This window comes from Pelorhabdus sp. sgz311001, assembly GCF_055901755.1.
The window spans coordinates 250,316-263,658 of sequence record NZ_JBVXUT010000002.1 but is presented as its reverse complement, the minus strand read 5'-3'; the positions used below and the strand labels follow the sequence as shown (position 1 = coordinate 263,658).

At 47.1% G+C, this 13,343-nt stretch carries 11 protein-coding genes; 10 read left to right on the top strand and 1 reads right to left on the bottom strand.

The genetic code is table 11. The annotated features are described in order from the left end of the window. The first annotated feature begins 3 nt into the window (after positions 1-3). The 8 genes from AC0MXB_RS07215 (at position 4) to AC0MXB_RS07180 (ending at position 7,580) form a co-directional block, all read left to right on the top strand. On the top strand, positions 4-852 hold the full coding sequence (locus AC0MXB_RS07215) for a YitT family protein (protein WP_474038975.1): 849 nt from the start codon (positions 4-6) through the stop codon (positions 850-852). 19 nt (positions 853-871) lie between these two features. Further along, positions 872-1,708: a transketolase gene (locus AC0MXB_RS07210; RefSeq protein WP_474038974.1), complete on the top strand. Its 837-nt coding sequence runs from the start codon at positions 872-874 to the stop codon at positions 1,706-1,708. Between the two features lie 11 nt (positions 1,709-1,719). After that, a complete protein-coding gene (locus AC0MXB_RS07205) occupies positions 1,720-2,658 on the top strand; it encodes a transketolase family protein (RefSeq protein ID WP_474038973.1) in 939 nt (312 codons plus the stop codon). A gap of 76 nt (positions 2,659-2,734) precedes the next feature. Then, on the top strand, positions 2,735-3,466 hold the full coding sequence (locus tag AC0MXB_RS07200; RefSeq protein ID WP_474038972.1) for a zinc metalloprotease: 732 nt from the start codon (positions 2,735-2,737) through the stop codon (positions 3,464-3,466). Positions 3,467-3,606: 140 nt separating this feature from the next. Next, positions 3,607-4,293: a cell division ATP-binding protein FtsE gene (ftsE, locus tag AC0MXB_RS07195; RefSeq protein WP_474038971.1), complete on the top strand. Its 687-nt coding sequence runs from the start codon at positions 3,607-3,609 to the stop codon at positions 4,291-4,293. Beyond that, positions 4,283-5,170, top strand: a complete 888-nt coding sequence (ftsX, locus tag AC0MXB_RS07190) for a permease-like cell division protein FtsX (protein WP_474038970.1) — start codon at positions 4,283-4,285, stop codon at positions 5,168-5,170. Before ftsE ends, ftsX begins: the two co-directional genes overlap by 11 nt. Before the next feature lie 46 nt (positions 5,171-5,216). Then, on the top strand, positions 5,217-6,335 hold the full coding sequence (locus tag AC0MXB_RS07185) for a murein hydrolase activator EnvC family protein (protein ID WP_474038969.1): 1,119 nt from the start codon (positions 5,217-5,219) through the stop codon (positions 6,333-6,335). Positions 6,336-6,428: 93 nt separating this feature from the next. Continuing rightward, on the top strand, positions 6,429-7,580 hold the full coding sequence (locus AC0MXB_RS07180) for a S41 family peptidase (protein WP_474038968.1): 1,152 nt from the start codon (positions 6,429-6,431) through the stop codon (positions 7,578-7,580). A gap of 138 nt (positions 7,581-7,718) precedes the next feature. Here AC0MXB_RS07180 and AC0MXB_RS07175 read toward each other — a convergent pair whose 3' ends face one another. Beyond that, entirely contained in the window at positions 7,719-7,775 is a 57-nt protein-coding gene (locus AC0MXB_RS07175; protein ID WP_474039299.1) for a CxxxxCH/CxxCH domain-containing protein, read from the bottom strand. A gap of 479 nt (positions 7,776-8,254) precedes the next feature. Here AC0MXB_RS07175 and uvrB point away from each other — a divergent pair, with 479 nt between their 5' ends. Beyond that, positions 8,255-10,372, top strand: coding sequence for an excinuclease ABC subunit UvrB (gene uvrB, locus AC0MXB_RS07170; protein WP_474038967.1), 2,118 nt, complete (start codon positions 8,255-8,257; stop codon positions 10,370-10,372). Between the two features lie 104 nt (positions 10,373-10,476). Further along, on the top strand, positions 10,477-13,299 hold the full coding sequence (gene uvrA / locus AC0MXB_RS07165; protein WP_474038966.1) for an excinuclease ABC subunit UvrA: 2,823 nt from the start codon (positions 10,477-10,479) through the stop codon (positions 13,297-13,299). Positions 13,300-13,343 lie beyond the last annotated feature (44 nt).

Sequence of the window (13,343 nt, the reverse complement as noted above, 5' to 3'; positions counted from 1 at the left end):
ACAGTGAAACGATGGCTGCGTGATGCTGTTGGGATTGCTATCGGCGCAATTTTGAGCGCTATTGCACTAAATATGTTTTTGATTCCCAATAAAATTGCCGCTGGCGGCATTACAGGCCTGGCGACGATTTTCCACTATCTTTTCAACTGGCCGGTCGGACTTACCAGTCTGGCCATGAATGTGCCGTTGTTTCTGCTTGGTATTAAGCTATTCGGGAAACGCTATGGACTCAATACGCTCTATGGGGCGATTGTGTTATCACTAGCTATTGACGGCTTGGAACCTTTCATTCCTGTACTCACCCATGATTCTCTATTGGCCTGCTTGTATGGCGGCGTCATTGACGGAATTGGTCTGGCCCTTGTCTTTAAATTTAATGGGACAACAGCAGGCACTGATTTAGGCGCGGCCATTCTCAGCCGAATCATCGGCATTAGCGTAGGGCAGGCTTTGCTTTCTATTGATTTTTTTGTAATCGCTTTCGCAGGTTTTGCTTTTGCTAAAGCTGAATTAGCGCTTTATGCACTCATTACGCTCGTCGTAGCTACGCAGCTTATTGACCTGATTCAGGAGGGGCGCAGCTCCGCCCGAGCTTTTTTGATTATGACGGATCATTCCAGTGAGATTGGCGCTGCCATTATGGCTGAGCTTGGTCGCGGCGTCACTTATTTAAGTGGTCGCGGGGCTTTTACCGGTCAGGAGCGCGATGTAGTGCTGTGTGTAGTAAGTATTAACGAAGTTTCCCCGATTAAGGAAATTTTGCATAAAATTGATCCAGCCGCGTTTGTGATTGTGACAGATGCCCATGATGTGATGGGCGAGGGGTTTGGCTCAATTAAAGATAATACATGATGGTTTAGGAGGCTTATATATGGCAGAAACATTGACTCAGGCGGAACAGGCAGCATTACAAGCTAAGGCTGTAGCCATCCGCAAGCATATTATCGCCATGGTAACAGAGGCGAAATCGGGTCATCCCGGCGGTTCTTTGTCGGCCGCTGATATTGTAACAATGCTTTATTTTAAACATTTGCAGGTAGATCCCAAGCAGCCCAAAGATCCCAATCGTGACCGCTTTGTCTTAAGTAAAGGTCACGCGGCGCCAGTTCTCTATGCTGCTTTAGCGGAAAAAGGCTATTTTCCGGTAGAGGAGCTTATGAGTTTAAGAAAAGTTAACAGTCGCTTGCAGGGCCATCCAGAAATGAAATACATTCCTGGCGTGGACATGTCGACAGGTTCTTTGGGACAAGGGCTTAGCGCAGCTAATGGCATGGCTTTGGCTGGTCGCATTGACCAGAAAGAGTATCGCGTTTATGCGCTCATGGGCGACGGTGAACTCGAAGAAGGACAGATTTGGGAAGCAGCTATGTTTGCCGGTCACTATCAGCTTGATAATCTTACAGCCTTTGTTGACTTTAACGGTTTGCAAATCGACGGACCTATTGAAGAAGTCATGTCGCCTTTGCCGATTGCCGAAAAATGGCGGGCCTTTAACTGGAATGTGCTTGAAATTGATGGACATGATCTTACTGCCATTCATGACGCACTGGAAGCGGCTAAAGCCTATAAAGGCAAACCAACGCTGATTGTAGCTCATACGGTTAAGGGAAAAGGCGTCTGTGAAATGGAAAATAAAGCAGACTGGCATGGAAAAGCGCCGACAAGCGAAGAGTGTGCAAAATTCTTGGCGCAATTTGAAGAGGAGTGAGGGAAAAGCTCATGGGAAAACTTGTTGCCACACGAGAAGCTTACGGCCAGGCTTTAAAAGAGCTGGGCGGTCAAAATAAAGATATTATTGTGCTTGACGCTGATTTGTCAAAATCAACGAAAACAGCAGATTTCAAAAAAGTCTATCCAGAACGGTTTTTTAATGTAGGCATTGCCGAACAAAATATGATGGGAACAGCGGCTGGTTTGGCGGCGGCGGGAAAAGTTCCCTTTGTGTCTACTTTCGCTATGTTTGCGGCGGGACGGGCTTACGAACAGATTCGCAATTCGATCTGTTACCCGAAGCTCAATGTAAAAATTGCGGCCACTCATGCTGGACTCACTGTTGGCGAAGACGGCGCATCCCATCAGTCGATTGAAGATATTTCGTTGATGCGGACGATTCCGAATATGACAGTAATTGTTCCTTGCGATGCAGCAGAAACCCGAGCTGCTGTAGCTTATGCCGCAGCCTATGAAGGTCCCGTTTATTTGCGTCTCGGCCGGATGGGAACGCCTGATATCTTTGGCGAAGACTATGTCTTTGAACCAGGCAAGGCGGTGCAGCTTGCTGACGGCAAAGATGTGACGCTGATCGCCACAGGGATGCTCGTAGCCGCCGCGCAGGAAGCGGCTAAGCTGCTTAACGAACAAGGCTATACGGCTAGAGTTCTCAATATCCATACGATTAAGCCGCTCGATCAGACGGCGGTCATTGCGGCAGCTCAGGCTACGGGCGCAATTGTAACTTGTGAAGAACACAGTATTTATGGCGGACTGGGCAGCGCTGTGGCGGAAGTCTTAGTGGAAGCGGCGCCTGTACCGATGCAGCGCGTTGGTGTTCAAGATACTTTTGGCGAATCCGGTACGGCCGGCGACTTGTTGCAGAAATATCATTTAACAGCAGCCGACATTGTTGCGGCGGCTCTCAAGGTTATTGCCCGGAAATAAAAGCATAAGAAGGACTCATTCCGCATAAAGTGGAATGAGCCCTTTTTGATTTTAGCGATACAAGGGAGGCGTAGCCATGATGACTCGGGTAGTCCGTTTGGGAGGACGCCTGGCCCAGCGGTTAGCCATTGCACTTATGGGGATTGGCGCTATGGCATCGCTAGGGCCGATTCTGACGACAGCCGCCTCGATCGCGCTCTCTCTGGGGCTTTACGCCGCTGCGTTCGGCTGGCATTTTGCGGTTGGCTTTATTGTGCTCCTTTTGATTCACGAACTGGGCCATCTTCTAGCTTCGGCTGCCGTGGGTATTGAAACAGGGGGATTATGGTTCGTGCCCTTTGTGGGCGCTGTGATTCAACTGAAGCAAGGCCCGAGTAATGCGAAAATGGCAGCCAATATTGCCATAGGTGGTCCGGCAGCCGGAACGCTTTCCGCCTTGCTATTTCTGACAGCCTATTTTTGGTCTGACAGTCTCTTCTGGCTGGTGCTTTCCTATACAGCCTGTCTACTCAATTTGTTGAATCTTATTCCCTGTGCTCCCCTGGATGGCGGCAAAATTGCCGAAGCGATTACGCCGCGGCTGTGGTGGATTGGTAGTCTGGTTCTCGGCTGTTTTTGTTTTTTTACAGCAAACTTGCTGGTTTTGCTTGTTTTTGTCGGCTCCTTACGGCAGCTCTGGCGGCAAAACAGTGAAGGCGCTTATTATCGAATCGCCTTTTATCAGCGCATGACCGTAGGATGCTGGTATTTTGGTTTGTTATTTTTGCTGGGATTTTTGACTTGGTATGTATGGGGCTTGTTAAAATAAGGATTTTACTAGGCGATTTTTTTGAAAGAAGAAGGTTTTTTATGACTCCTGTCGAATACAGGTCCTTACATATGGTTCAATTTAAGTACAGTTTCATTATTGTTCTGATTTTGTTCTGAAGTTAAAGGAGTGCTTTTGGTTTGATTAGCATGACAGGGGTATCGAAAGTCTATAGCAACGGCTCTGTCGCCTTGTCTGACATTACAGTGAAGATTGCAGCAGGCGATTTTGTTTTTCTTGTTGGCCCGAGTGGCGCTGGTAAATCAACTTTTGTAAAGTTATTGTTTCGCGAAGAGCTGCCAAGTTCCGGTCAGATTTTTGTCAATGGATATGATGTAACGAAAATGGCAGTAAAGGATGTTCCCTATTTACGGCGAAGTCTTGGCACTGTTTTTCAGGATTTTCGCTTACTTCCTAATAAAACAGTCTATGAAAATGTGGCTTTTGCCATGCTGGTTATTGAGGCGCCGCACCGGGAAATTCAAAAGCGCGTTCATTTTGTGCTTGACCGTGTGGGACTGAGGCATCGCGCTAGACATTATCCGTCGGAATTATCAGGGGGCGAGCAGCAGCGTGTAGCGATTGCCCGAGCTTTGGTGAATAAGCCTGCGGTGATTATTGCCGACGAACCGACAGGAAATCTTGATCCGGAAACATCTTGGGAAATTATGCAGATCTTTGAAAAAATCAATCGGGAAGGCACGACGATTATTATGGCGACGCATGACCGCTACGTCGTTGACGCTTTAAAGCGGCGAGTCATCGCTATGGAGCAGGGCCGTATTGTCCGTGATGAATTGAAAGGGGTATATGGCTATGAAGATTAGAACGGCGGAATATTTTGTTGCCGAATCTTTCAAATCCCTGCGCCATAACGGCCTAATGAGTATTGCCTCCATTAGTACGGTGGCTTTGTCCCTGCTGATTCTGGGGATTTTTTTAATGATGGTGCTTAACTTAAATCACATGGCATCAATTTTAGAGTCGCAGGTGGAAATTTCCGTTTACTTAAAAGACAATCTTAGTGATAAAGATATGCGGGAAGTCGGTACAAAACTTACGAAGGTGTCTGGCGTAACGGAAGTTTTATTTGTCAGCAAGGAAGATGCGCTTGTGAAATTCAAGCAGCGCCTTGGTGAGCAGCAAGGACTCTTAACCGCTCTTGGCGATAGCAATCCGCTGCCAAATGCTTTTGAAGTCAAGGTAGACAGGCCAGAGCAGGTGAAAACTGTAGCTCAGGCGGCTGGCGAAATTCAGGGCGTAGAAAATGCTCGCTTCGGGCAAGAGGTGATTGAACATCTCTTCCAGCTTACCAAGATGATTCGGATTGTCGGGCTTATTTTAATCGTCTTTCTTGGTTTTGCCGCCTTATTTATTATTGCCAATACGATTCGTATTACCGTGTTTGCACGGCGTAAGGAAATTGGCATTATGAAGTATGTCGGAGCGACAGACTGGTTTATCCGCTGGCCCTTTATTTTAGAAGGTATGATTCTTGGCTTCGGCGGCGCTCTGATTGCTGTTCTGCTATTAGGACAGTCTTACGGGTTTCTTACTGAAAAGGTCTATCAGACAATGGCCTTTTTCCCCTTAATTCCACGATATCCTTTTGTAACGGAAATCAGTATTTTTCTGCTCATCGTTGGTACGGTTATTGGCGCAGTGGGCAGTACGATTTCCTTGAAGAAATTTTTACGAGTATAAGACCAGGGACAAGCGATTATGCATCAGCGGGTTTTGGAGGGATTGGATGAATCGGTTTCGTAAAGGAACTGCTGTAATAGCAGCTCTGGTACTGTTAGTTTTTGGCACGGTTACTGCTTTTGCCGATAATGAAAGTGATCTGCAAAGCGTACAGCAGCAAATGAATACACAGCAAAATAAGATTTCAGAAGCGCAGAAAAAGGTAGATTCGATTAACCCGATGCTGCAGTCAGCACAGGTGTCTTATGAGACGGCTCTCAATGAGTATAAGAGCGTCGATTCGCAGCTAAAAGAAACGCAAGGACAGCTTGAGACAAATAAAGAAGTATTGGCTAAGGCGGAAAAAACGCTAGCAGCCAGAACGATTGTACTGAATAAGCGCATGCGCGATGTTTATAAAAACGGTCAGATCAGTTATCTTGACGTGTTGCTTGGTGCAACAGACTTTACTGATTTTACGACACGACTCGACTTACTGCAACGTGTGGTCAAACAGGATATTGACCTCGTGATGGAAGTAAAGGCAGAACGTGAGCTGATTCTAACAAAGAAGAATGAGCTAGAACAAAATCAGGCCCAGATTCAGCAACTGAAAAATGTGGCAGCCCAGAAGAAGCAAATCATGGAAGAAAAGAAGAATGGTCTGCAGTCGCTCATGAATAGCGCGATCAATGAGCGTGATGCAGCGAATCGTGCTTATCAGGAACTCATGGAAACATCGCAACGGATTGAACGGATGATTCGCGGCGGCGGCTATAATATTGGCCATGGCAGCGGTAGCGGCGCCATGATGTGGCCGATTTCCGGTCCAATTACCTCGCCCTTTGGCGGACGAAATCATCCTGTGTTCGGCGATCCTCGGTTTCATACCGGAATTGATATTGGCGCTGATTATGGCGATACCGTCGTGGCGGCTGATTCTGGCGTAGTCATCTATGCTGATTGGATGGGCGGCTATGGCAAAGCAGTTATGATTGATCATGGCAATGGTATTACGACACTATATGGTCATAATAGTCAGCTGCTTGTCAGCGAAGGCCAGCAGATTGGCAAGGGCCAGGCTGTTGCTTTAGCTGGCGCAACCGGTTATGCTACAGGTCCCCATGTTCACTTTGAAGTGAGGGAAAACGGTACGCCTGTGAACCCGATGGGGTATCTGCCGTAAGTGGTAGGAGCATAGTTTGTGCTGATTTTGCATATAGTTAAGACGGGACGGCGCTCGTGGCGCTGCAGGTGAAGAGAGTTAGGTGATGGGGTTATGAGTCGGCGCAAACTGATTGCCAGCGCAATTTTACTCGTGTTTTGTACTTTTGTTGTAACGACAGCTGGGTTTCTTTACGTGTTGAAAGTTCATACAGGTGATGTATTGTCATCTCTGCAGTTTTTTCGAGCGGTGCAGGTTGTAGAATCGAAATACGTAGAAGATGTACCACTTGATAAGCTGATGGCTGGAGCGATTAAAGGCATGGTTGAGTCGCTCGGCGATCCTCACTCCCTCTATATGGACGCGAAGATGTTCAAAGAGTTTATGATTGAGACAGAAGGCTCTTTTGGCGGTGTAGGAATTGTAGTTGGTGTAAAAGATAAAAAGCTTCTCGTTATATCGCCAATCGAAGGAACGCCTGGTGAACAGTCAGGCATTAAAAGCGGTGATCAGATTGTTGGGATTGATGGACAGCCTACGAAAGATATGCCCCTTGACGGCGCCGTAAGCAAAATTCGCGGTCCAGAAGGGACCACTGTTGTATTGTCGATTAAGCGCGGTAACGAAGAACCGAAAGATTATTCGCTTGTTCGCTCTAATATCCAGATTAAAACAGTCAGCAGCAAGATGCTGCCCAATCAGATCGGCTACATCCGTATTTCCATGTTTAATGAAAATACAGGCAGCGATTTTAATAAGCAGTATCAGGAGCTAGAAAATCAAGGAATGAAGGCTGTGATTCTTGACCTTCGCGATGATCCCGGCGGCTTACTGGAAGAGTGTGTGAAAGTGGCAAATCGTTTTGTACCGCAAGGGCCGGTCGTATCAGTAGTGACGCGTGACGGCAAACGGGAAACCCATACATCGAATTTGTCTGCAGTCAAATATCCTGTGGCGGTACTAGTAAACGGCGGCAGCGCCAGTGCCTCGGAAATTGTAGCAGGAGCGATTCAAGATACGCGGGCAGGAACGCTGATTGGTACGAAGACCTATGGTAAAGGGTCGGTACAGACTCTCGTACGACTCGACGGTTCGACGGCAATTAAATTGACAATCGCAAAATATCTTACGCCGAATGATCGATCGATTAACGGCATTGGGATTGAGCCTGATATTGTACTTGATGCGCCGCCGCCGAAGGACCAGGCTTCGGATGTACAACTGCAAAAGGCAATTGAAGTGGTCAGTGGTAAGCTGAAACAATAAAGTTATAAAAAGGGAAGCAGAAGGTGAGCCTAGGAAGGTGGGGCGAATCGACTGCTTCCTTTTTTTGCCTTTTCGCCTAAGAGACGGCCGGAGAGGAATGGCGATTGCAACGCTCCACCGTTAGCACTTGACTTCCGCTTATGCAAAGGTCATTCCTCTCCGGCCTGCTGAGTGGCAATAGTGATTAGAGCACATTATTGCTACTCACTTCAGGTCTGCTCGGCGGCAAACATGAATGCAGCGATTCGCTGGTAAGGGGAGAAGAGAGAGGCAAAGGTCATTCGTCTCCGGCCTGCTAGGTGGCAATGGCGATTGTAATGCTTCACAGTTAGCACTGACTTCCGCTTATACAAAGGTCATTCGTCTCCGGCCGTCTGGGTGACAATAGTGATTGAAGTGGATCAAACTTTCGCTTATGTAATCGCCACCTACTTTAGGTCTGCTCGGCGGTAAACATGAATGCAGCGATTCGTCGGTAGGGGGGACGCGGGGAAAGACTACTTCTCTTCGGTCTGTTCGGTGATAAAAAATACGAACTTATGTTTGCTTTTTGAGTCGCAATTGTGGTAGTATTTTTTCGTAGCAGTTTATATATATGCTTATAATTATTGTGATATAATAATGATTATCTGGCGACGGCGTTTGTCGATTGTTAGAGGAAAGAAGGGTGCACGATGGCGACGGTTCCTAAGCTGAATACGGTCTATCACGAAGGCGGCATTCCTTTTCAAGTGGAGGCGCCCTATGAGCCGAAAGGCGATCAGCCTGAAGCGATTGAGCGCTTGGCCCAAGGAATCAGGCAGAATCAGTTTAGTCAGGTTCTACTTGGCGCTACCGGAACAGGCAAGACCTTTACGATTGCCAAGGTGATTGAACAGGTGCAAAAGCCAACTTTGGTCATTGCTCATAATAAAACACTGGCCGCTCAGCTGGCCAGTGAGTTTAAACAGTTTTTCCCGAATAACGCAGTTGGTTATTTTGTAAGTTATTATGATTATTATCAGCCGGAAGCCTATATTGCTCAGACTGATACTTATATTGCTAAGGATTCTTCGATTAATGATGAAATTGATAAACTACGACATTCAGCGACTAGCTCGCTCTTTGAGCGGCGCGATGTTATCATTGTGGCAAGTGTATCTTGCATTTACGGTTTGGGTTCGCCTGATGAATATCAAGGGCTTGTATTATCGTTGCGCGAAGGCCAGATTAAAGACCGTGATGAAATTTTGCGGAAGCTGATCGAAATTCAGTATGAGCGCAATGATATTAATTTTGTGCGCGGTAAGTTTCGCGTTCGTGGTGATGTCATTGAGATCTTTCCGGCTGGCTATGCGGAGCGAGCTATAAGAGTGGAGCTTTTCGGTGATGAAGTGGAACGGATTGTCGAGATTGATACGATGACTGGCGAAATTCTCGCGCGACGTAAACATATTGCCATTTATCCGGCATCTCACTATGTCACTTCGCGGGAAAATTTGCTGCGGGCTGTAGACGATATTCAGGCTGAGCTGCAGGAGCAATTGGCTAAGATGCGCGCTGATGGTAAGTTGTTAGAGGCGCAGCGGCTAGAGCAGCGAACGAATTACGATATTGAAATGATGTTGGAAATGGGCTATTGTTCCGGTATTGAAAATTATTCGCGTCATCTGACGGCGCGGCAGAGCGGCGATTCTCCCTATACGCTGCTCGATTATTTCCCGGAAGATTTCCTTATGGTGATTGATGAATCCCATGTCACTTTGCCGCAGGTCCGGGCCATGTATGCTGGCGACCGTTCGCGCAAGGATTCGCTTGTGCAGAACGGCTTTCGTCTGCCTTCGGCTTATGACAACAGGCCGTTAAAATTTGATGAATTTGTTGAGCGAATCAATCAGATTGTTTATGTATCAGCCACTCCGGCTGATTATGAGATTAAGGAATGCAGTCAGATTGTACAGCAGATTATTCGTCCTACTGGTCTAGTCGATCCTATGATTGAAGTACGTCCAATTCCTGGACAGATGGATGATTTACTTGGTGAAATTAAGCAGCGCACTGCTAAAAATGAGCGCGTTCTTGTGACGACGCTGACGAAAAAAATGGCTGAGGACTTGACGGATTTCCTGAAGGAAACCGGCGTTAAGGTTCGTTATCTTCATTCTGATATTGCCACGATTGAACGTGGTGAAATTATTCGTGATCTTCGTGCTGGGGTGTTTGATGTATTAATTGGCATCAATTTGCTCAGGGAAGGTCTGGATTTGCCGGAAGTGTCGCTAGTAGCGATTCTTGACGCCGACAAAGAAGGGTTTTTGCGTTCAGAAACATCGCTGATTCAAACCATTGGCCGGGCGGCGCGAAATGCCGAAGGCATGGTTATTATGTATGCTGATCGAGTGACTGGCTCCATGCAAAGGGCCATCAATGAAACGAATCGCCGTCGGGAAATTCAGATGGCTCATAACGAAAAGTATGGTATTACGCCACAGACGATTCAAAAGCAGGTACGAGATTTGATTGAGACAACCAAGGTGGCCGAAGAACCGGCTGAATATAAAGCACCGCGCATGACGTCATTGAGCTTGCGGGAAATGCAGGATTTGGCGGCTAGTCTGGAAAAAGAAATGAAAGCTGCTTCAAAGGCTTTAGAGTTTGAACGGGCCGCCCAGCTACGCGATCAGATTGTAGAACTCAGGCAGCGCCTGGAGACGGCTGCTCCGAAAGGACGGGGTAGCGGCAAGGCGCAAGGGACGAGCAAGACCACCAAGGGGAACAGTAAAGCAAAAGCAAGCGGTACGCAACGCAGTTAAATGATATGCAAAGCAAATAGCTGATATTTAATATAAAGCAAGCAGCACACGGCGTGTCTAAAGGGCAAAGCGAGTCTGCGAAAGAGAATAGAGAGGAATTTGTTGTGAAGGATCAGATTATTGTAAAGGGTGCAAGACAACATAATTTAAAGAATATTGATATTACCATTCCCCGCGACCAGTTTGTTGTTATTACTGGTTTGAGCGGCTCTGGTAAGTCTTCACTGGCTTTTGATACGATTTATGCTGAAGGGCAAAGACGCTATGTCGAGTCGCTTTCGGCTTATGCCAGACAGTTTTTAGGCCAGATGGACAAGCCCGATGTTGATTATATTGAAGGTCTTTCGCCAGCAATTTCGATTGATCAGAAAACGACTAGCCGTAATCCCCGTTCTACAGTGGGAACAGTTACGGAAATTTACGATTATCTTCGGTTGCTGTTTGCCCGAGCTGGGATTCCTTACTGCCCGCGCTGTGGTAAGCCGATTCAACAGCAGACGGTGGAACAAATGGTTGACCAACTGTTAACTTTAGGCGAAGGAGCTAAGCTGACGATATTAGCTCCTGTTGTCCGCGGTAAAAAGGGCGAGCATGTCAAGGTTTTTGAACAGATTCGCAAGGCTGGCTATATTCGTGTGCGCGTAGATGGTCAGATTTATGACGTGTCAGAAGAAATTTCTTTGGAAAAGAACAAGAAGCATTCTATTGAAATTGTTGTCGACCGGATTATTCTGCGCGACAATGTGCAAGCTCGATTGGCTGAGTCCTTGGAGGCGGCATTAGAGCAGGGCGATGGGATTGTTCTTGTCGGAACTGCTGAGCAAGGCGAATTGACTTTTAGTGAAAATTTTGCCTGTGTTGACTGCGGGATTAGTTTGCCGGAAATTGCGCCGCGCATGTTTTCTTTTAACAGTCCGTTCGGCGCTTGTCCCTCCTGTACCGGTCTTGGCAACAACATGGAAATTGATCCATCGCTAGTGATTCCTGATGGCAGTAAAGCTTTAATTGACGGCGCCATTGCCGCTCTCAGCAAAAATTTAAATTCCTACTTTATGTGCCAGCTTGATGCGCTGGTTCGTCAGGCCGGTTATTCCCTGGACAATACTTGGGATAGTCTGCCGCAGGATTTACAGCAGACGATTTTGCAAGGAACCGGCGATGATAAAATTACGTTTTCTTATGAAAATATGTATGGCGAAGAAAAGACGTATCATGTTGCGTTTGAAGGGGTCGTGCCAACGCTGAACCGTCGTTACCGCGAGTCTTCTTCTGATATGATGCGCGAAGAAATCGAAGCATTTATGAGTTCTAAGCCTTGCCCGAAATGTCACGGCGCCAGGTTGAAGCCGGAAGCTCTTGCAATTCGTATCGGCGATAAAAATATTTATGAAGTCACGCAGCTAAATATTGCGGACTGCCAAGCTTTTTTTGCCTCATTAACGCTTACGCCGCGGCAGCAAACGATTGCCAAACAGATTTTTAAAGAAATTGCGGCAAGACTTGGCTTTTTAAATGATGTAGGACTTGATTATTTGACGCTAGATCGGGCGGCAGGGACGCTGTCTGGCGGCGAAGCCCAGCGAATTCGTTTGGCCACGCAGATTGGCTCAGGCCTCGTAGGGGTTTTATATATTTTAGATGAGCCAAGCATTGGACTGCATCAGCGCGATAATAATCGTTTATTAGCGACACTAAAGCATCTGCGCGATCTTGGCAATACGCTGCTTGTGGTGGAGCATGATGAAGATACCATGATTGCTGCTGACCACATTATTGATATTGGTCCAGAAGCTGGCGTTCAAGGCGGCCGCGTAGTGGCGCAAGGAACGATTGATGATATTAAAGCCTGCCCAGAATCCATTACTGGCCAGTATCTTAGCGGCGTGCGGCGAATTCCTGTACCGAAGGAACGACGTAAGCCCAATGGCAAATGGCTCGAAGTCGTTGGCGCCAAAGAAAACAATCTAAAAAATGTTACGGTAAAGTTTCCGCTCGGGCTGTTTACGGCAGTAACTGGCGTATCAGGGTCTGGTAAGAGTACTCTTGTCAACGAGATTCTCTATAAAGGGTTGGCGCAGCAGGTATATGGTTCGCGTCAGCGAGCTGGCGAGCATAAACTCTTAAAAGGCGCCGAGTTTATTGATAAGATTATTGAAATCGACCAATCGCCGATTGGCCGTACACCGCGGTCAAACCCAGCTACTTATACAGGGCTCTTTGATACTATTCGTGATGTTTTTAGTCAGACGCCGGAAAGCCGGATGCGCGGCTATAAGCCGGGGCGCTTCAGTTTTAATGTCAAAGGCGGCCGCTGTGAAGCTTGCCATGGCGATGGAATTATCAAAATTGAAATGCATTTTCTGCCTGACGTATATGTTCCTTGTGAAGTTTGCAAGGGCGCTCGTTATAATCGAGAAACCCTGGAGGTACATTATAAGGGGAAGAGTATTTCCCAGGTTCTAGCGATGATCGTTGATGAAGCGGTAGAGTTCTTTCAAAATATTCCTAAGCTCCACCGTAAATTGCAAATCCTTCAGGATGTGGGTCTTGGTTATATTAAATTAGGTCAGCCGGCGACGACGCTATCCGGCGGCGAAGCCCAGCGTGTCAAACTCGCAACGGAACTAGCGCGCCGTAGTACCGGCAGAACTCTTTATATTTTAGACGAACCGACGACAGGGCTGCACACGGCAGATATTCATAAACTTTTAGAAGTATTGCAGCGTTTAGTTGACGGCGGTGATTCTGTTCTCGTTATTGAGCATAATCTCGATGTGATTAAGACGGCTGACTATTTAATTGATCTGGGACCAGAAGGCGGCGTCAGAGGCGGTACGATTGTTGCTACAGGTACGCCTGAAGAAGTCGCCAAAGAGAAAAAATCCTATACAGGTCAATTTCTCGGGCCGATATTAGCGCGAAAGTAGCTAAACTTTCGCGTATAAATAAAAAAAGCGGCCATAGCGGTGGC

What these genes read in the sequence shown, in the direction of transcription:
- AC0MXB_RS07205 (WP_474038973.1), top strand. Translation starts at nt 1,720, where the DNA reads ATGGGAAAACTTGTTGCCACACGAGAAGCTTACGGCCAGGCTTTAAAA.
- AC0MXB_RS07200 (WP_474038972.1), top strand. Translation starts at nt 2,735, where the DNA reads ATGATGACTCGGGTAGTCCGTTTGGGAGGACGCCTGGCCCAGCGGTTA.
- AC0MXB_RS07210 (WP_474038974.1), top strand. Translation starts at nt 872, where the DNA reads ATGGCAGAAACATTGACTCAGGCGGAACAGGCAGCATTACAAGCTAAG.
- uvrB (WP_474038967.1), top strand. Translation starts at nt 8,255, where the DNA reads ATGGCGACGGTTCCTAAGCTGAATACGGTCTATCACGAAGGCGGCATT.
- ftsX (WP_474038970.1), top strand. Translation starts at nt 4,283, where the DNA reads ATGAAGATTAGAACGGCGGAATATTTTGTTGCCGAATCTTTCAAATCC.
- AC0MXB_RS07180 (WP_474038968.1), top strand. Translation starts at nt 6,429, where the DNA reads ATGAGTCGGCGCAAACTGATTGCCAGCGCAATTTTACTCGTGTTTTGT.
- AC0MXB_RS07185 (WP_474038969.1), top strand. Translation starts at nt 5,217, where the DNA reads ATGAATCGGTTTCGTAAAGGAACTGCTGTAATAGCAGCTCTGGTACTG.